Below are 19345 nucleotides of genomic sequence, written 5' to 3' on the forward strand. Positions count from 1 at the left end.
GGGCCGTCCCTGCGTGTTACTTCAGCACCGGCGGCGTTTCAAAGGAGTGGTAAGGCGCGGGCGAGGGCAAGTGCGTCCACTCCAGGGAATCCGCCCCCTCCCAGGGCTTGGCCTCGGCCTTGACGCCCCCCTTGATGGCCTTCAGCACCACCACCAGGAAGATAAGCTGCGATAAGCCGAAACCGAAGGCGCCGATACTAGACACCATGTTCCAGTCGGCGAACTGCAGGTTGTAATCGGGCACGCGCCGCTGCATGCCGGCCAGCCCCAGGAAGTGCATGGGGAAGAAGGTGATGTTGAAGAAGATCGCCGACAACCAGAAATGGAGCTTGCCCAGTTTCTCGTCATACATGTGACCCGTCCACTTGGGCAGCCAGAAGTACACGCCCGCGAAGATGGCGAACAATGCGCCGGACACTAGCACGTAGTGGAAGTGCGCCACCACGTAGTAGGTGTCTTGGATCTGGATGTCCACCGGCGTGATGGCGCACACCAGACCGGTGAAGCCGCCGATGGTGAACAGGGCGACGAAACCCAAGGCGAACAGCATGGGCGTCTCGAAGGTCATCGAGCCGCGCCACATCGTCGCCACCCAGTTGAACACCTTCACGCCGGTCGGCACGGCAATCAGCATCGTGGCGTACATGAAGAAGAGCTGGGCGGAGGTGGGCATACCCACGGTGAACATGTGATGTGCCCAGACGATGAAGGAGAGGATGGCGATGGACGCCGTGGCATACACCATGGATGCGTAGCCAAACAGCGGCTTGCGGGCAAAGGCTGGGATCACCTGGGAGATGATGCCGAACGCCGGCAGGATCATGATGTACACCTCAGGATGACCGAAGAACCAGAAGATGTGCTGGAACATCACCGGATCGCCGCCGCCCGCGGGATTGAAAAAATGAGTGCCAAAGTGGCGGTCCGTGAGCAGCATGGTCACGGCACCGGCGAGCACCGGCATCACGGCGATCAGCAGGTAGGCAGTAATCAGCCAGGTCCACACGAACAGGGGCATTTTCATCAAGGTCATGCCCGGAGCGCGCATGTTGAGGATGGTGGTGATGATGTTGATTGCTCCCATGATGGAAGAGATGCCCAGGATGTGCACCGCGAAGATGGTCATGTCATTGGCGATGCCACCTTGCAGGAACAGCGGCGCATACATGGTCCAGCCACCGGCTACCGCGCCACCCGGCACGAAGAACTGGCTCACGAGCAGGATTGCCGCTACCGGCAGCAGCCAGAAGGACCAGTTGTTCATGCGCGGAAAGGCCATGTCGGGCGCGCCGATCATCATGGGCACCTGCCAGTTTGCGAAGCCCACGAAGGCTGGCATGATCGCACCGAACACCATGATCAGACCGTGCAGGGTGGTGAGGCTGTTGAACACTTCTGGCTCAACGATCTGCAACCCCGGCTGGAACAGCTCGGCGCGAATGAGCAGGGCCATCACACCACCTGTGAGCAGCATGATGAAGGAAAACCACAGATAGAGGGTGCCTATATCCTTGTGGTTGGTGGTAGTGAGCCAGCGCATCAGGCCCGTGGGATGGGCGTGACCGTACTCGTGTGTGTGTGTCGCTTCCATTATTGGACCTCCTCGGATTATTTGCGCAAAGCCTTGATGTCGGCAGGCTGGACCACATCACCCGTGGCATTGCCGAAGGCATTGCGCTCGTAGGTGATGACCGCCGCCAGCTCCACATCGGAGAGCTGTTTGCCGAACGCGGCCATGGCCGTATTGGCCTTGCCGTTCATGACGATGTCAAGATGCGCCGCCTTGTCGCCGGTGGCGATCTTGGATCCGGCCAAGGCTGGAAAGGCTGGCGGCAGTCCCTTGCCATCGGCCTGATGGCAGGCGGCGCAATGGGTCTTGTAGACGGCTTCGCCCTTGGCTTTCAATTCGTCTAGGGTATAGGTCTTGCTGGCATCGGCCACGGCCGCGGCCTTGGCGGCCCTCTGGGCCAGGACCCATTTGTCGTACTCCTCCTGGGTCTTCACTTCCACCACGATGGGCATGAAGCCGTGGTCCTTGCCGCACAGCTCGGCGCACACGCCGCGATAGACGCCTGGGTTGTCGGCCTTGAACCAGGCGTCCTTGACGTAGCCCGGGATGGCATCCTGCTTGATGCCAAAAGCCGGCACCCACCAGGAGTGGATCACGTCGTTGGCGGTGAGCAGCAGACGCACCTTCTTGCCCGCTGGCACCACGAGGGGATTGTCCACCTCGAGCAGATAGTGCTCGCCCTTGGCGGCCCGGTTCTCGATCTCATCCCTTGGCGTGGAGAGGGTGGAGAGGAAGCGAATACCCTCGGCGGGATATTCGTATTCCCACTTCCACTGGTAGCCGGTGACCTTGACGGTCATGTCCGAATTGCTGGCATCGCGCATGTTGAGGATGGTCTTGGTGGAGGGAATGGCCATGCCCACCAAGATCATGAAGGGAATGATGGTCCACACCACTTCCAGCTTGGTGTTCTCGTGGAAATGGGCCGGTTGATGCCCGACGGACTTGCGATGCTTCCAGATGGAATAGAACATGGCGCCGAAGACCACGATGAAGATCCCCACGCACACCCACAAGATGAGCATGTGCAGGTCATAGATCTCTCGGGCCACCTGGCTTTGCGGCGTGGGCAGATTGAATTTCGATTCCGCCGCCCATGCCGCGGCCATCGCGCCCCAGGTCATGAATGCGGTGAGCGCGCTCACCGCCCGCCCCCTCGACTTGCTTGCCATTGCCTTCCCCCTCGATGGTTGTAGTCGTCAGTTGTTGAAATGGTTCCGCAATTCCTGAGCCAGCGCCGCCCGCGCTTGCGCGGCCAGACAGCGTCCCAGCACCACTTCGCGACCGTGGGAGCGCAGACACAGGGCAAGCTCGCCAGCCGCGTCCCGCTTAAGCACTAGGCGGACCCAATAGCGGTTAAATTCGTGGCGTGTCACCCGACTCCCGACACGGCGTTCCACCGCGACCGTGTCGCCGCGGATGCTGATCACTTCGTAATCGGCCGCATGACGGTCCAATTCACGAAACGCCCACACCAAAACCCCCAGTTCCAGACCGGCAAAAGGCAGCACGAGCCAAGCACCCGCCCAGGCAAAAGCCAGGGCGATGGCAAAGGTCACGATGGCGATGAGGAAGAGGAAGCCCCGCCGACCGGCGGGCGAAAGGGAGCAATTGGGTCGCACCAAAACGGTACATTCCGACCCGGTTGCTGCGTGTATGCCTTCCATCCTCGGCTGCTGCCTTCTTCTGTCATGGGCATGCGGCGGATTTCTGCGCCCGCCTTTTCGTTGCCCGCTACGGTAGCACGCCGCGACATTTTGCCGCAAGGGGAGAGCCGGAGAAAATCCTTTGCTTTCCGGTATTTAAATTCACAATGTAACCAAATTATGAATTGCTGATGAAATCTGTCGGTGGGGGCGACACGCCAGCCCTCAGGGCAGGCGCAGGTGGGCAGCGACTGCAGCAGGGTCGGGGGGATTGGGAAAGGGCGGGAGCACACCCAGAAGGGGTAGCGCAAGCCGCGCGCGCAAGGTGGCGAGATTTTCCTCAAACCGCGCCATCTGGGGATCGATACGATTGGCCACCCAGCCAGCCAGCCTCAGGCCACGGCGGGCGATGGCCTCGGCGGTGAGCAGGGTGTGGTTGAGGCACCCCAGGCGCATGCCCACCACCAACACCACCGGCAATGCCAAGCGCAAGGCGAGATCGGCGAGGGTCGTCTCGTCATCGAGGGGCACCAGGAAACCTCCCGCGCCCTCCACCACGACCAAGTCGGCGCGGGCGGCGAGCTCACGGAAACGATCAGCCATGACCTCGATGTCGAGGGACACGCCGCTTGCCGCCGCGGCCAGGTGAGGGGCAACCGGCTCCGGAAAGCGGTATGGGTTGATCGCTTCCCGCGGTGCGACCACATTGGAAGCGGCAATGAGGGCCTCCACGTCTTGGTAGACGCAGGAGGCGCCCACCCGCTCACAGCCAGCCGCCACCGGCTTCATGCCCACGCACTTGAGTCCAGCCTGCACACCGCGCCGCAACAGCGCCGTGGCGACCAGGGTCTTGCCCACGCCCGTATCGGTGCCCGTGACGAACACGCCTCGGCTCATCGCAGACCCGCCTGCCGCCGCGCGATCTGCAGGGCGATCGCCTGCCGTCCGTCCTCGCGCCGCTTGCTCTCGCCCACCCAGGCATGGCCATAGACGACCTCGAAGGTGGCGGGCAGCCGGCCATCCCGGCGCAGGCTCTCGTAAGCCTCCACCATGGCCTGCCAGCGTCGTTTGCCCATGAGCCCGTGATTGCGCCCGAAGGTGACGTTGTGGGCACCAAGGGCCTTCAGTTCGCAAAGCAGTTGCTTCAGGTCGAGATAGGTGAGGGTGATCATCTCCATGTCCATCACCGGCGCGGCGAAACCCGCATAGGTGAGCAGGTCGCCCAAATCGTGCATGTCCACGAAGCGATTCACGTGCGTATAGCCATCCACGCTGGCAAAGGCCTGCCGCAGTTCCTTGAGAGTATCTGGACCGAAAGTGCTGAACATGAACAGCCCCCCCGGCACCAGCACGCGGTAGCATTCGCGGAAGGCCTGCTCCGGCGCATTGCACCATTGCAGGGTGAGGTTGGACCAGACGAGATCGACACTGGAAGCCGCCAACGGCAGCCGCTCCAGATCGCCGCACAGATAGCGCGCGCGCCGCGCTGGCCCCGCCAGGCGTTGCCACCACGGCTGCGCCGCACGCGCGGCCTTGAGCATGGCCCAGGCGAGATCAAGGGCAATGAGATGCGCCTTGGGATAGCGCCGCGCGAGCAGCCGTGTGCCGAAGCCGGTGCCCGCGCCCGCATCCAGGATGCGGCGCGGCACGAGCTTCACGTAGGGAAGCCGCTGGGCCATGCGCTGCGCGACCTCCCGCTGCAACACCGCCGCTTGGTCGTAGCTTTGCGCAGCACGCTCGAAGGACAGACGCACGAGACGTTTGTCAAGCCTTAGCGCTTCGTCAGCCATGAGAGAATGCTTCCACTGCCTGCGCCACCTGGGCGCGATGGGAAAGAAACGGCGCATGGGCTGCGCCCGCCACCTCCAGCAAGCGGCCGTCGGGCAAGTGTTGCGCAAGCCAGCGGCCAGCCGCCGGCGGCGTCACGTTATCGTGGCTACCGTGGATCACCAGCGCAGGCTGCATCACCTGGGCCAGCTCGCCGCGCATATCGGCCTCACGCAGAATGGCAAGTCCGGCGCGCAGGGCTTCCGGCACGGGTCTGCCCCGCGTGAACAGGCTGGCGCGCAGGCGCGCGATCACCCCGCGCGCGCCCTCGCCCGCGCGCGCGGTGAGGGCGAGGAAACGCTTGAGCGTGCCTTCGTAGTCGGCCTCAAGATTGCGCGCGAATTCCGCGAGGCTGGCCTCGTCCATGCCGTGCGGCCAATCGGGCCGCCGGCGAAAACAAGGGGTGGTGGCGATCAGCGTGAGACGCGCCACGTGCCCCGGCCAGTGCTGCGCCAAGCGCAAGGCCACCTGCCCTCCCAAGGACCAGCCACAAACATGGGCGCCTGCGGGCAGCACCTGCGCCAGCGCGGCAGCAAGGGCGTCTAGGTCGTAGGGTGTAATGGATGCGCTCGCCCCATGCCCCGGTAGATCCGGCACGTGCAGGCGAAAGCGCGGGGCGAGCGCTTCTGCCAGATCTTGCCAAACGCCGCCGTGCAGGCCCCAGCCATGGAGCAGCACCAGGTCCGGCCCGTGACCGCAGCGTTCCACATGCAGACCCTGGTTTCCCATGCGCAGCCTAGAGCGTCCGTTCTATGTCCTTGAGCGCCTCGCACAGACGGCGCACGTCTTCCTTGCTGTGGGCCGCCGACAGGGAGATGCGCAGGCGGGCCTGGCCCTTGGGCACCGTGGGGGGACGGATAGCCGGCACCAAGATGCCGCGGGCACGCAAGGCCTCGGCGAGCCGCACCGCGGTCTCGTTGTCCCCCACCACCAGCGGCTGGATGGGTGTGTCCGAAGGCAGCAAGCGCCAACGTGCCGTGCCGAGATGCGTCTTGAAGTAGGCGATGAGCTCGCGTAAGCGGCCGCGCCGCCAGCCCTCCTCGGAAAACAGGTGCAGACTGGCCAGGAGCGCGGTAGCCAGCAGGGGAGGGAAGGCCGTCGTGTAGATGTAAGTGCGCGCCCGCTGGATCAGCGCTTCGATCAGGGGTTCGGCGCCGGCCACGAACGCGCCGAACACCCCCGCGGCCTTGCCCAGGGTGGCCATGTAGATGATGCGCGGATCACTCAGACCGAAATGCTCCAACACCCCCCTCCCCGCCTCTCCCAGCACGCCGAAACCATGCGCGTCGTCCAGTATCAACCAGGCATCGTAACGCTCGCACAGGGCAAGCAGTTCGGGCACCGGCGCGATGTCGCCGTCCATGCTGAACACCGCATCGGTCACCACCAGCTTGCGTCTTCCCCGCGCCGCGGCCAGGGCTCGCTCGAGCTGTTTGAGATCAAGATGCGTGTAGCGCAGAAACTGGGCGCGGCAGAGCAAGGCGGCATCGTTGAGGGAGGCATGATTGAGTTTGTCGGCCAGCACCACGTCGTTGCGCGCAGCCAATGCGGAGACGATGCCCAGGTTGGCCATGTAGCCGGTGGAAAACAACAGCGCCTTCGGCAGGCCGAGAAATTGCGCAAGCGCCCCTTCCAGCTTGTGATGCGCTTCGGAGTGGCCCACGATGAGATGGGAGGCGCCCGCTCCCACGCCATACTGAGCCGCGCCGCGACAGGTCGCGTCAATCAGCGCGGGATGAGAAGCGAGCCCCAGGTAATCGTTGCTGCAAAAGGCGAGATAGTCGCGGCCATCTACCCGCACATGCGCCCCCTGGGCACTCTCCAGGATGCGCCGCTCGCGCAGGAGCCCCTGGGCTTTAAGCTTCTGCAGTTCCGCGTGGAGCTCAGCAAAGGTCATGACGCGCTCGCCCTAGGCAGCCATGCCACCGGTTCCCATGGGCAACCCTCTGTGTCTTTTACACCCGGCGCGCTGCGCGCCTTCGCGCTCACCCACCCGCGAACGGCCCTTCTTCGCCTAGGGGCCGCATGCCCAGTTTCTCCAGTAGGGCGAGATCGCGACTGACGGTAGGGTTGCCGGTGGTGAGGAGCTTCTCGCCGTAGAAGATGGAATTTGCGCCCGCCAGGAAACACAAGGCCTGGGTGGATTCCGACATCTGCTCCCGCCCTGCGGACAGACGCACGAAGCTCTTGGGTAGCGCGATACGGGTCACGGCGATGGTGCGCACGAACTCCAGCGGGTCCAGCGGCTCGGTGCCATAAAGCGGGGTTCCTTCCACCTGCACCAGCATGTTGATGGGCACCGACTCTGGCTGCGGATCGAGATTCGCCAGCTGGGCGATGAGGCCTGCGCGCTCACGGCGGGATTCTCCCATCCCGACGATGCCGCCACAGCACACATTGAGCCCCGCGCGCCGAACCCGTTCCAGGGTTTCCAGCCGATCCGCATACTCGCGGGTGGTGATGACGCGACCGTAGAACTCGGGCGCCGTGTCCAGATTGTGGTTGTAGTAATCCAGCCCCGCCGCGCGCAGTTTTTCCGCCTGGCCCTCGCGCAGCATGCCTGCGGTCAGGCAGGTCTCAAGCCCCAGCGCCTTGACTTGACGCACCATCTCCAGCACCGGTTCCAGATCCCGGTCCTTGGGGCTGCGCCAGGCGGCGCCCATGCAAAACCGGGTCGCTCCGCTCGCCTTGGCGGCACGCGCCGCCGCCAGCACTGATTCGAGATCCATCAGCCCTTCGTTGGGCACGCCTGTGGCGTGCCGCACGGACTGGGGGCAATAGCCGCAGTCCTCGGGACAGCCGCCAGTCTTGATGGACAACAGGGTGGAAAGCTGCACCACATTGGGGTCGAAATGCGTCCGGTGCACGCTCTGGGCACGATGGATCAGATCGGCGAAGGGTGCTGCCAGCAGCGCCTCCAGCGCCTCTACGGTCCAACGCACGGGGCTTACCACTTCACTCATTGACCGGCACCTCCACAATGATGTCGCGCCAGTCCTCGCGGCGCGCCTTGAGGATGTCCAACACGGCGGGTGGAATCAGGGTGAGGGCTAAGATGGCCCAGACCGCCAGCACGCCGTACAAGCCACCTAGCCAGTTGACGATGGGCTGTCCAAAAATCACCATCGCCCCCGCCACGCCGTAGAACCGGAAGCCCGCCCGCCGTGTGTAGCGCGCCACCCGCTCGTCCGGATGATGGGCGTTCTGGGCATAGACGAACATGGATGCCCCTACCCACAACATGAGCAGGATGGGCACCAACACAGCGAGGATGGTGGCCAAATTGAACAGCTGGGCCGCGAGGCGGCATTGCTCGGCGGTGATGGCTTTTTTGATTTTCATGGACGTCGCGGCTGGCAGCCCGCCCCAGGGAGCCTTAGAATCGATCTATCTTTGGGAGAGGGCGGATGATCGATGATCCCGGCTCGGCTGTCAAACACGATGCTATCCTTTTTGAACAACTGCTCACAACTTGTGCAGTCGGACTGCGTCCTGTGCGGCGCGCCCACCGCCCAAGGCCAGGTGTGTCCCCGCTGTGGCGCCGCCCTGCCGGTTTCCAGCGGTGGCTGCCCAGTGTGCGCGGGCCCGGGCGAAGACCGCATCTGCGGTGACTGCCTGCGCGAGCCGCCGCCATACACCCGCTGCATCGCCGCCCTGCGCTACGAATTCCCTGCCGACGAGCTGATCCAGGCGCTTAAATACCGAGGCGCGCTCGCCCTGGCACCAATACTCGCCGAGTGGCTCGCGCGCGCTGTGGCCCATGCGCCGCGCCCGGACCTCATCATCCCCATGCCGCTGTTTCCCGCGCGTGCGCGCGCCCGGGGCTTCAACCAGGCGACGGAAATCGCCCGCCCGCTGGCGCATCGCCTGGGCGTGCGCCTGGACACCACGAGTCTTTCGCGTATCCGCGACACCGCCCCCCAGGCTCAGCTTTCTCTGCCGGAGCGCCGTCGCAACGTGCGCGATGCCTTCGCCTGTGCCAGGACCGTGGCCGGTCTGCACGTGGCCCTGGTGGATGACGTCATGACCAGCGGCGCCACCCTGCGGGAAGCGGCGCGGGCGCTCAAACGCGCGGGCGCCGCGGAAATCAGTCTGTGGGTCGTGGCCCGCGCCCTACCGCGAAAGTAACCAGGTGGACAACCAGCGTGTGGAGCAGGTCGTCACCCACATCTGCGAGCTGGGTTGCACCCGCGTGCGCGAGATCATGGGGGCACTCGCCGCCCAGGAGGCAGTCCCCGAAACGGCGGAACTCGGGGCCGAAGAGCGCGCAGCCGTGCTCGCCGAGCTCCGTAGCATCATGGCCGTGTACGACGCGCGGACCTGAGGCACCGAATCCGCCATGCCCAGACGTTTCCTGCGCCGCACCCGTCATGCCTGGCTGTCGCCCGCCCGCTGGCGCAAGCGGCTCCTGCTATGGGGGGGCGCATGCTGGTCTGCCCGACGCCGCTGTATCGCTCGCTGGCCGTCAACTTCCTGCCGCAGCATCGCCGCTGACGGACCCTGCCGGCGCTATTTCGGCACCGTCACCTGGTTCATGCGTGCCAGGATGCGTGCCGTCTGGCGCGCCAGGTAGGGGGAATTGGGGCGCTTCTCGAAATAGCGCGGGCGGGGCACCATCGCCGCCAGGCGCGCCGCCTGGAAGGGGTTGAGCCGCGCGGCGCTGGTGTGGAAATAATGGCGCGCGGCGGCCTCCGCCCCATAGACGCCTTCGCCCCACTCGATCACGTTCAGGTAGATCTCCAGGATGCGGCGCTTGGTCATCATCTTCTCCAGCATGAGCGTGATGACGGCTTCCTGGGCCTTGCGCAGGTAGGAACGCTCGCCGGACAGGAACAGGTTCTTGGCGAGTTGCTGACTGATGGTGGAGCCGCCCGCCACCACGCGCCCTTTCTTCTCATTCTTTTCCAGGGCCTTCTCGATGCCCTCGAAATCAAAGCCATCGTGCGCCGGAAACTTGGCATCCTCCGCCGCGATCAGCGCGCGCTTGAGGTGGATCGAAATCTGATCGTAGGGCACCCACTTATGCTTGAGTTCGGCGTCCTCGCCCAGCTTGGCCTGCAACTCGGCCAGCCGCCGCTCCATGAAAGCAGTGGTGCTGGGATTGTGGTCCACGTACCACCACACGTGGAGCAAGAACCACACCTGCAGCAGCAGCACCCCCAGCAGCGCCACCGCCAGGCCGCGCCACAGCCAGCGCCAGATCGCCTTCAGCATCGTGCCCGCTACTTGCGCAATTGAGCGATGACCGGGGCCGTTTCCGGGCGCACGCCGCGCCACCAGAAGAAGGATTCCGCGGCCTGTTCCACGAGCATGCCAAGGCCGTCGACCACGCGCGCGCGCTGGGCCCGGGCGAAGGCCATGAAGGGCGTTTCCTTGCCGTACATCATGTCGTAGGCGAGCGCGCCCGGCGCGAAGACGCGCCCCGGCAGCGGCGGCATTTCATCGCTCAAGCCGGTGGAAGTGGCGTTGATCACGATGTCGAAGGCGCCCGTGATGGCGTCGAAACCGCCGCCTGTGACCGGGCCCAGGGCGCCGAACTGGGCGGCCAGCGCCGTGGCCTTTTCTGGCGTGCGGTTGGCGATGAACAGCCGTGCCGGACCTTCTTGCAGCAGGGGCAGGATCACGCCGCGCGCCGCGCCGCCTGCGCCCAGGAGCAGCACGTGTTTTGCGCGGATCCCGAGCCCGAGGTTGGCGGTGATGTCGCGCACCAGGCCGGCACCGTCGGTGTTGTCACCCAGGATATGCTCGCCTTCGAACTTGAGCGTGTTCACCGCCTGGGCAAGGCGGGCACGCTCGCTCAACGTCTGGGCATAGTGAAAGGCGTCCACTTTGAAGGGGACGGTGACGTTGGCACCCTTGCCGCCCTCGGCCCGGAAAGCCTCCAGGGCATCGATGAATCCATTAAGGGGCGCAAGCCGCGCCTCATAGACCATGTCCTGCCCCGTTTGCCGGGCGAAGGCGGCGTGGATACGGGGAGACAAGCTATGGGCAATGGGATTGCCGAAGACGGCGTAGCGGTCGGTCATCAGTGGGGATGGCTGGGGGTCGTCATACCATGGAACAGGAACACTGAAGCCCCTTGGGCGGCAGTGGCACTCGATCGGGAGTACGAAGGTCAACGCCGGGACGTAGCCTGTCGTTCCCGCGCAGGCCGGAAGAACGGCCTCGCATGGCCATTTGCCTAGGTCCCCAGTGGTGCGGAAAAGTTGCGCGGATACGATGGAATCCCATTCCGCATTATGCGTCCCTCTCGATAGGCGCGAAGGGGCTGATTTTAGCCCGTGTCACCAGCCGTTAAAACCCGACGGGCCAACAGGCAATGACTAGCGGAAAACGACGCAGCGTAATGCCTGTTCTTTAGGAGGAGTCGTGGGTAGGCTTACCGGGCAGCAGGGTTGCACGGGGGCGGCTGGCGCCCCGAGGGCAAAACTTCAGCTCTGCACCCACGGCAGGCCCGCTTTCTTCCAGCCATTGACCGTGCGCTGCTGGGTGAGCCGGTCGCGGTCACCCTCGAAACCCTCGAGAACGTTGTAGCAGTCGAGCCAACCGTGGCGGGTGGCCGCCTCGGCTGCCTTGTGGGAGCGGCTGCCGCTGCGGCAGATGAACATGACCAGAGATTCCTGGTCCACCGCCTGCTTAAGCTGCTGCAGAAAGTAGGGATTGGCATGCCAGCCGGGGTAGGTCTGCCACTCGATCTGTACCGCGCCGGGAATGGTCCCCACCAGATCCCACTCCGCGCGGCTACGCACGTCCACCAGGCGGGCACGGGGAGCCTGCCGCAACACCTGCCAAGCCTCCACCGGGGTGAGCGCTCCCTCATAGGGCAGGTGGGCGGCCCGCGCCCGCTCCTGGGCCCGAGCCAGGATTTCGCTCAGGGTCATCGTCGTTTTCCTTGTCAGCCGCAAGCCAGTTTGAGTATAAGTCAGATTTTCCGCCGCCTACGCCATGTCACCCGCGTCTTTCACCGATAGTCGCAACATCACGCCCGAGGAACGCTATCGCGCCACGCAGCGCGTCACCTGGGTCAGCGTGGCCGCCAACCTGCTGCTCACCTTGCTCCAGATCATCGTGGGATATCTGGGCCGTTCCCAGGCGCTGGTGGCCGATGGCCTGCATTCAGCTTCCGACCTGCTCTCGGATTTCTTGGTGCTGTTCGCCAACCGCCACGGCAGCCGCGGCGCCGACGCCAACCATCCATACGGTCATGCGCGCATCGAAACAGCCGCCACCCTGGCGTTGGGCGCGATGCTCATGGGCCTGGGCGCGGCGCTCCTTTGGGGAGCAGGGGTGCGGCTGGGGAACCCCGCCGCGATTCAGCCGGTGCACGTGGCCACGCTCTACATCGCCCTAATCACCTTAGCCGGGAAAGAAGCGCTGTTTCGCTACATGATGGTGGTGGCGCGGCGCCTGCGCTCCCAGATGCTGGTGGCCAATGCCTGGCATTCCCGCTCCGATGCGGCTTCCTCCCTGCTGGTTGTGCTGGGCATTTCTGGCAATCTGCTGGGTTATCGCTTCCTCGATCTCGTCGCAGCCTTGCTGGTGGCCTTCCTCATCATTCGCATGGGCTGGAAAATGGCCTTCCAGGCCCTGTCCGAACTAATCGACACGGGCTTGTCGGAGGAGGAGGTTGCGGCCATCCGGGCCACCCTAGAAGGCACGCCGGGGGTGCGTGGCCTGCATGAGCTGCGCACCCGGCGCATGGGCGACCAGGCGCTGGTTGACGCCCACGTGCTGGTGGACGAAAGGATCAGCGTCTCGGAAGGCCACCACATCGCCGAGCGGGCGCGCAAGCGGGTGCTGGAACACCACGACGTCTTGGATGTGATGGTGCACGTGGACCCGGAGGACGATGCCCTCGTCAAGCCCTCGGCCCACCTGCCGCCCCGGGAAGCGTTGCTCGCCCGCCTGCGCGCCGCCTTGGGCGAAACCTTGCCCGAACCGCAACGGGTGCAGTTTCATTACCTGGACGGGCAGGTGGAAGTAGAAATCCTGCTGCCTGAAAACCTCTGCGCCGACCCCGCGCGAATAGAAGCCCTAAGATCCCGCATCCAGACGCTCAAGACGCAGGATCCCCTGTTCCGCGCCATCCGCGTACATGCGGATTATCCTCAAATTGGTGCATGAAAGAAGGGTTACGCACCATGCTGGTGCGTAACCCCAGACACATGGGAGATACCACTTTGTGGCACAATGGTTTTTTTCGCTTTTCCTGTTTGGCATGCTTCCTGCTTTAGCAGGCGAAGCCTGAAAATCCCCTTTCCTTTCCATTTGCTTTGAGGAGAAACCCATGGCGGTCGCCGATGTCATGAAAATGATCAAGGACAACGAAGTGCGCTTCGTTGACCTACGCTTCACCGATACCCGCGGCAAGGAGCAGCACGTCTCCGTGCCGGTGTCTGCCTTCGACGAGGATAAGTTCGAGTCGGGCCATCCCTTCGATGGCTCATCCATCGCCGGCTGGAAAGGCATCCAGGCTTCCGACATGATACTCATGCCCGACCCGGATACCGCCAACATGGATCCCTTCATGGAAGAGCCCACGCTCATCCTCACCTGCGACGTGATCGAACCGTCGGACATGAAGGGTTACGACCGCGACCCGCGTTCCATCGCCAAGCGCGCCGAAGCCTATCTCAAGTCCACCGGCATCGCCGATACCGCCTATTTCGGTCCCGAGCCCGAGTTCTTCATTTTCGACTCCGTGACTTGGCATGACGACATGTCGGGCTGCGCTGTGAAGATCCAATCCGAGGAAGCCGCCTGGTCCTCCGGCGAGCAGACCGAGGCCGGCAACCTGGGCCACCGCCCCAAGGTGAAGGGCGGGTATTTCCCCGTGCCGCCGGTGGATTCCCTGCAGGATATCCGCTCTGCCATGTGCCTCGCGCTGGAGGAAATGGGCGTGCCAGTGGAGGTGCATCACCACGAGGTGGCCACCGCCGGCCAATGCGAGATCGGCACCCGTTTCAGCACCTTGGTCAAGCGCGCCGACTGGACCCAGATCCTCAAATACGTGGTGCACAACGTGGCCCACCAGTACGGCAAGACGGCAACCTTCATGCCCAAACCCATCGTCGGCGACAACGGCTCCGGCATGCATTGCCACCAGTCCCTGTGGAAGGATGGCCAGAACCTGTTCGCCGGCAACGGCTATAGCGGCCTGTCCGAACTGGCGCTCTACTACATCGGCGGCATCATCAAACATGCCCGGGCGCTCAATGCCATCACCAACCCGGGCACCAACTCCTACAAGCGCCTGGTGCCCGGCTTCGAAGCACCCGTGATGCTGGCCTATTCCGCTCGCAACCGTTCTGCCTCCATTCGCATCCCGCACGTGGTAAGCCCCAAGGCGCGACGTATCGAAGTGCGCTTCCCCGATCCTACCGCCAATCCCTATCTCGCCTTCGCGGCCATGATGATGGCGGGTCTGGACGGCATCCAGAACAAGATCCATCCGGGTGAGCCGGCGGACAAAAATCTCTACGACCTGCCACCGGAAGAAGCGGCCAAGATCCCCACTGTCTGCCATAGCCTGGATCAGGCCCTGGAAGCGCTGGACAAGGACCGCGAGTTCCTCACCCGCGGTGGCGTATTCAGCAACGACTTCATCGATGCCTATATCGAACTCAAAATGGAAGACGTCACCCGTCTGCGGATGACGACTCATCCCATTGAGTTCGACATGTACTATTCGCTGTAAACCTGGCCTTGCTCCCTCGCGTGGGGCGAGGCAACCTTTTCCCGGTTACAGCATCCGAGGGCGGGCTTGAGTCCCGCCCTTTTCATTTACTTCCATCATCGGGTCGTTGCGTTGCAAGGCCCACGCACCTGTCATACACTGGATTGCCGTTTTCGGGGAGTGTTCCATGTCGCAACCCTACTTGCTGCTCGCCCTGCTCCTGGTTGCCGCACTGCCTGCGCGCGCCGATATCTACAAGTACGTGGACGAACGCGGTCACGTGACCTACTCCAACAAGCCCATCAAGGGCGGCCAAAAGGTGGAGTTGCCGGAAATCTCCACCGTGCCGGCGCCCAAGCTGGAACCAAAGCCTGCGCGTGCCCTCGGCGTGGACGAGCGCGAGCAGCAGAAAGAGGCCCTGGCTAAGCGCATCGCCGCGGCGGAGCAGGCCTTGGCCGAGGCCAAGAGGGCCTATCAGGAGGGGGCGGAGAAGCCGGAAGTGTTCGTGCGCCGTGATGGCACGCGGGGCCGCAACGTGGCCGCCTACGAAGAAAAAATGAAACGCTTGCAGGAAGAAGTGGACCGGCGCCAGAAGGAACTGGATGACCTCAAGGCCCAGCTCGCCGACCTGGAAGGCCGTGGCCAGACCCTGGCACCGCCGGCCAGCGTGCCGGAGGCGCGGCCGCGATGAAGGAACGCTTCCTATTCTTCGCGCTTTGCATGGTCGCGGCCTGGCCCGCACCGGCAGAGATCTACAAGTTCGTGGACGAAAACGGCCGGGTCACCTACACCAACATTCCCCGCAAAGGGGCCATCAAGCTGGATATCGGCGGCGCAGAGGCCCCGGCGCGGAACCGCAATCACGCTGGCCCCGGCAACTTCCCCAAAGTGGACGCCAAAACCCAGCGTCAACGGGACGACCTGCGCCGCCAGATCCTGGAAGACGAACTGGCCAGCGAGCAGCGGGCCCTCGCCGAGGCGCGCCGCGCCCTGCAGGAAGGCGAAGCCGCACACCTGCCAGAGGAGGCGGGCAATCCCCAGAAGACTCAGGAGCGGCTCAAGCGGCTGCGTGAAGCCGTGGCGCTGCACGAACGCAACATCGCCGCCCTGCGCCGGGAGCTGGGGCTGGCTCGTTGAAGCGCCGGGCCTTGCTGGTCCGCTTATTGCTTCGTTCCACTGCACCATGACCGTGCCGGCTCCACCCTCCTTTCCCGTGGGACTCGAACAGCTCGCCACCGCCGTGATGCTGCTAGACGGTGAGCTTAGCATCCAGTACCTGAACCCGGCGGCAGAAAATCTGTTCGAATTGAGCCTGCGCACCGTCCGCGGGCAGCCCCTCAGCCAGGCATTCGTGGAGACGGGTGGCCTGGTGAGTGCCATGGAAATCGCACTCACCGAAGGCGTGAGCTTTACTGAACACGAGCTTACCCTGGCCACCCTCGCTAATCGCTACCGCGTCAACTGCATCATCACGCCGCTGGCCCAGCCGGCAAACGCCCTGCTGCTGGAATTTCAGCCCCTGGATCAGCATCTCAAGATCGCCCGTGAGGAGCGCCTCTACCTGCAGCAGGAATTCAATCGCGAACTGCTGCGCAACCTGACGCACGAAATCCGCAATCCGCTCGGTGGCATCCGCGGTGCGGCGCAGCTGCTGGAACACGAACTGCCGCGCGCCGGCCTGCGCGAATACACCCAGGTGATCATCAAGGAATCGGACCGGCTGCAATCCCTGATGGACCGGATGCTGGCCCCCAACCGGGCACCCCATTTCACGATGGTGAACATCCACGAAGTGTTGGAGCGGGTACGCAGCATCATCCTCGCACAACGGCCAGTGGGCGTTTCCATCCGACGCGATTACGACTTGAGCCTACCGGAGCTTTTGGCCGATCCGGAACAGTTGATCCAGGTGGTGCTCAACATCGCGCGAAATGCGGTGCAGGCGCTCGAAGCAGCGCAAATCGAGGGCGAGATCGTGTTCCGTACCCGCGTGGCCCGCCGCGTACACATCGGCAAACGCGCCTTCCGGCTGGCGATGGAGCTCAAGATCATCGACAACGGTCCGGGCATTCCGGAAGAGCTGCGGGAGAAAATTTTCTACCCCCTGGTGAGCACCAAAGGGGACGGCTCCGGCCTGGGACTGACCATCGCTCAGACCTTTGTCGCCCAGCATCAGGGCCTCATCGACTGTGACAGTCGTCCCGGCCGCACTTGTTTCACGGTGCTTCTGCCCTACGTTCATCCGGAGCAGGCCCACTAGCATGACAGACCAGAATTCCGTCTGGATCATCGACGACGACCGTTCCATCCGCTGGGTGCTGGAAAAGGCCCTGGCACGGGAACACATCGCCCACCACGCCTTCGAGAGCGCAGAAAGCGCCCTGGCCGCGCTCAAACGCGCCACGCCCGAGGTGGTGGTCACCGACATTCGCATGCCTGGCGGCTCCGGCCTGGATCTGCTGCAGGCGATCAAGGCCCGTCACCCAAACTTGCCGGTGATCATCATGACCGCCTATTCGGACCTGGATAGCGCAGTGGCCGCATTCCAGGGCGGCGCTTTCGAATACCTGCCCAAGCCCTTCGACGTGGACCAGGCGGTGGAACTGATCCGCCGCGCGCTGGAAGAAAGCCGTGCAAGCGCCCAGGGCGCTGCGCCTGAGCAAGCCACCCCAGAAATCCTCGGCCAAGCACCGGCCATGCAAGAAGTCTTCCGTGCCATCGGCCGGCTCGCCCTGTCCCACGCCACCGTACTCATTACCGGCGAGTCCGGCACCGGCAAGGAACTGGTGGCGCGGGCGCTCTACCGCCACAGTCCCCGCCGCGACCAGCCCTTCATCGCCCTCAACATGGCAGCGATTCCGCGCGATTTACTCGAATCGGAGCTGTTCGGCCACGAACGGGGCGCCTTCACCGGGGCGCACACCCTGCGCCGGGGCCGGTTCGAACAAGCCGATGGCGGCACCCTGTTCCTGGACGAAATCGGCGATATGCCAGCCGAGCTGCAGACCCGGCTTCTGCGTGTGCTCTCCGACGGCCAGTTCTACCGTGTAGGTGGCCACCAGCCCATCAAGGTGAACGTGCGGGTGATCGCCGCGACCCACCAAAATCTGGAAGAGCGCGTCAAACAAGGCTTGTTCCGGGAGGACCTGTTTCACCGCCTCAATGTCATCCGCCTGCGGCTACCGCCCCTGCGTGAACGGCGCGAAGACATCCCGCTCCTGGCGCGCCACTTCCTGGTGAAAAGTGCGCGCGAGCTCGGCGTCGAAGCAAAGAAAGTTTCCGATGCGGCGATGAAATACCTGCAGTCCCTGGACTGGACCGGCAACGTGCGGCAGCTGGAGAACGTCTGCCACTGGCTCACGGTGATGGCGCCTGGACAGAACATCGAAGTCGCCGATCTACCGCCCGAGCTGAGGAGCGAGACACCTGGCGCCACCGGCCAAGACTGGATCGCAGCGCTGGAACGCGAAGTGGAATCCCTGCTCAACCGCGGCGAGACGGGCATTATGGACAATCTCGTCACCCGCTTCGAAAAAGCCTGCCTGCTAAAAGCGCTGGACCACACCGGCGGCCGCCGCATCGAAGCAGCCCATCTTTTGGGCATCGGCCGCAACACCCTCACCCGGAAACTACAGGAACTGGGCATCGACGAAAAACTCGAGGGAAAGACGGCTGACTAATAGACCGTTGAAATGCTACTGCGCGGGGCCTTGCGCTTTTGCGCGCTATTCGCTTTCTCGTCTGTCTACTTGTCGATATGTCCCGCTCGCCAAACGCTGCGCGCCTTGCATCTGGCCATCCTCGCCACCTTGCTCAACGGCCTGTCATCGCTTCCGGCAGCAAGCTTCTGTTAGTTAGCTTTACCGCCTATTGTTTCCAGGTCGATTAGGCCGCCTGCCAACTTGAACTGGTCTCCATTCACACCCACGCTCACACCGGATTGGTTGTCGAGACAATTCCCTTGGGCGTCGCACAGGCGGCCGGGCCGCCCGGTATCGCCGGTGAGGCGCCAGTCAGCACACGGGTGCGGTTGGTGACGGTGCCGCCGGCAGCGATGGCAAGGTCGCGCCCCGCGGAAAGCGTCCCGGGATCGCCCAGGTGGGTGAGGGTAAGAGATGCACTGGCACAAGAGTCTGGCGGATCGCAATGGAAAGGTCAGGGGGACGCGAGAGCAGCACACTATAAGGTAAAGGCCTGACCCCGCCAGCCGCAGACCGCCAGCCCCATACGCTTCTTCAAATCGCATCTTCCGTATCTCCTGCAACACTTCCGTCCGTCTCATCAGGCACCTCCTCGGTACCCAATAAAACCGGACAACCATCGTGCTACAAGTCCGGACAGTTTATTTGCTCTCTACATACAAGTAGTGGACTAGTTGTGTATCTTTCTGTAAATTCCGTTCCGCTGTTCCGGCAGGGCGGTGGGGCGGGAATTCTGGCGCCATGACATCGAGAAAGGAGTATATCCACCATGGCGATGCGAGTCGAAGCAAACCCCTTGGAGGCAGCGTATGCCGCCCGCGAGCCAATTGACCTTCCCCCGAAATTTCGTCTTCCAAGCGTGGGGGGTTAGGATAGACGAAACGGAGGACGAAGATGTTCAAGATACCGAAGCAGGAGTACACCG

Annotated in this window: 20 protein-coding genes; 8 read left to right on the forward strand and 12 right to left on the reverse strand. The window is 63.7% G+C overall.

Going from position 1 to position 19345, the window contains the following annotated elements; all coding sequences use genetic code 11:
- Positions 1–16: 16 nt before the first annotated feature.
- The 9 genes from ctaD to V6E02_RS07295 all read right to left on the reverse strand — a co-directional run bounded on the left by ctaD (position 17) and on the right by V6E02_RS07295 (position 8385).
- Positions 17–1591, reverse strand: a complete 1575-nt coding sequence (gene ctaD, locus V6E02_RS07255) for a cytochrome c oxidase subunit I (RefSeq protein ID WP_347308114.1) — start codon at positions 1589–1591, stop codon at positions 17–19.
- A gap of 17 nt (positions 1592–1608) precedes the next feature.
- Positions 1609–2742 carry a cytochrome c oxidase subunit II gene (coxB, locus tag V6E02_RS07260; RefSeq protein WP_430626779.1) on the reverse strand — a complete coding sequence of 378 codons (1134 nt, stop codon included), beginning with the start codon at positions 2740–2742 and terminating at the stop codon, positions 1609–1611.
- A gap of 27 nt (positions 2743–2769) precedes the next feature.
- A complete protein-coding gene (locus V6E02_RS07265; protein WP_347308115.1) occupies positions 2770–3192 on the reverse strand; it encodes a DUF2244 domain-containing protein in 423 nt (140 codons plus the stop codon).
- Positions 3193–3441: 249 nt separating this feature from the next.
- Positions 3442–4113, reverse strand: a complete 672-nt coding sequence (gene bioD / locus V6E02_RS07270; RefSeq protein ID WP_347308116.1) for a dethiobiotin synthase — start codon at positions 4111–4113, stop codon at positions 3442–3444.
- Positions 4110–5006: a malonyl-ACP O-methyltransferase BioC gene (gene bioC, locus V6E02_RS07275; protein ID WP_347308117.1), complete on the reverse strand. Its 897-nt coding sequence runs from the start codon at positions 5004–5006 to the stop codon at positions 4110–4112. The genes bioD and bioC overlap by 4 nt, the downstream gene beginning before the upstream one ends.
- Positions 4999–5772, reverse strand: coding sequence for a pimeloyl-ACP methyl ester esterase BioH (bioH, locus tag V6E02_RS07280; RefSeq protein WP_347308118.1), 774 nt, complete (start codon positions 5770–5772; stop codon positions 4999–5001). The genes bioC and bioH overlap by 8 nt, the downstream gene beginning before the upstream one ends.
- A gap of 7 nt (positions 5773–5779) precedes the next feature.
- Complete coding sequence (gene bioF, locus V6E02_RS07285; protein WP_347308119.1) at positions 5780–6940, reverse strand: 8-amino-7-oxononanoate synthase; 1161 nt, start codon at positions 6938–6940, stop codon at positions 5780–5782.
- Between the two features lie 88 nt (positions 6941–7028).
- Positions 7029–8006, reverse strand: a complete 978-nt coding sequence (gene bioB / locus V6E02_RS07290) for a biotin synthase BioB (RefSeq protein WP_347308120.1) — start codon at positions 8004–8006, stop codon at positions 7029–7031.
- Entirely contained in the window at positions 7999–8385 is a 387-nt protein-coding gene (locus V6E02_RS07295) for a hypothetical protein (RefSeq protein WP_347308121.1), read from the reverse strand. The genes bioB and V6E02_RS07295 overlap by 8 nt, the downstream gene beginning before the upstream one ends.
- Before the next feature lie 99 nt (positions 8386–8484).
- Between V6E02_RS07295 and V6E02_RS07300 the strand changes: the two genes are divergently transcribed.
- On the forward strand, positions 8485–9171 hold the full coding sequence (locus V6E02_RS07300; RefSeq protein WP_347308122.1) for a ComFC family protein: 687 nt from the start codon (positions 8485–8487) through the stop codon (positions 9169–9171).
- Between the two features lie 4 nt (positions 9172–9175).
- Positions 9176–9367 (forward strand): hypothetical protein, encoded by a 192-nt coding sequence (locus V6E02_RS07305; RefSeq protein WP_347308123.1) that lies wholly within the window; start codon positions 9176–9178, stop codon positions 9365–9367.
- Between the two features lie 185 nt (positions 9368–9552).
- On the opposite strand, the gene mtgA is transcribed toward V6E02_RS07305, so the two are convergent.
- From mtgA to V6E02_RS07320, 3 genes are all read right to left on the reverse strand, one after another.
- Positions 9553–10257, reverse strand: a complete 705-nt coding sequence (gene mtgA, locus V6E02_RS07310) for a monofunctional biosynthetic peptidoglycan transglycosylase (protein WP_347308124.1) — start codon at positions 10255–10257, stop codon at positions 9553–9555.
- 8 nt (positions 10258–10265) lie between these two features.
- Positions 10266–11069: a shikimate dehydrogenase gene (aroE, locus tag V6E02_RS07315; protein ID WP_347308125.1), complete on the reverse strand. Its 804-nt coding sequence runs from the start codon at positions 11067–11069 to the stop codon at positions 10266–10268.
- Between the two features lie 405 nt (positions 11070–11474).
- Entirely contained in the window at positions 11475–11924 is a 450-nt protein-coding gene (locus V6E02_RS07320) for a rhodanese-like domain-containing protein (RefSeq protein ID WP_347308126.1), read from the reverse strand.
- A 64-nt stretch (positions 11925–11988) separates the two neighbouring features.
- Between V6E02_RS07320 and V6E02_RS07325 the strand changes: the two genes are divergently transcribed.
- From V6E02_RS07325 to ntrC, 6 genes are all read left to right on the forward strand, one after another.
- Entirely contained in the window at positions 11989–13167 is a 1179-nt protein-coding gene (locus V6E02_RS07325; protein ID WP_347308127.1) for a cation diffusion facilitator family transporter, read from the forward strand.
- A 163-nt stretch (positions 13168–13330) separates the two neighbouring features.
- Positions 13331–14740 (forward strand): glutamate--ammonia ligase, encoded by a 1410-nt coding sequence (glnA, locus tag V6E02_RS07330; RefSeq protein ID WP_347308128.1) that lies wholly within the window; start codon positions 13331–13333, stop codon positions 14738–14740.
- 166 nt (positions 14741–14906) lie between these two features.
- A complete protein-coding gene (locus V6E02_RS07335; RefSeq protein WP_347308129.1) occupies positions 14907–15410 on the forward strand; it encodes a DUF4124 domain-containing protein in 504 nt (167 codons plus the stop codon).
- On the forward strand, positions 15407–15856 hold the full coding sequence (locus V6E02_RS07340; protein WP_347308130.1) for a DUF4124 domain-containing protein: 450 nt from the start codon (positions 15407–15409) through the stop codon (positions 15854–15856). The genes V6E02_RS07335 and V6E02_RS07340 overlap by 4 nt, the downstream gene beginning before the upstream one ends.
- A 46-nt stretch (positions 15857–15902) precedes the next feature.
- Positions 15903–16979: a nitrogen regulation protein NR(II) gene (gene glnL, locus V6E02_RS07345; protein WP_347308131.1), complete on the forward strand. Its 1077-nt coding sequence runs from the start codon at positions 15903–15905 to the stop codon at positions 16977–16979.
- A 1-nt stretch (position 16980) separates the two neighbouring features.
- Complete coding sequence (gene ntrC / locus V6E02_RS07350; protein ID WP_347308132.1) at positions 16981–18399, forward strand: nitrogen regulation protein NR(I); 1419 nt, start codon at positions 16981–16983, stop codon at positions 18397–18399.
- Positions 18400–19345: the final 946 nt, after the last annotated feature.

This window comes from Thiobacter sp. AK1, assembly GCF_039822265.1.
GTDB lineage: Bacteria > Pseudomonadota > Gammaproteobacteria > Burkholderiales > Thiobacteraceae > Thiobacter > Thiobacter aerophilum.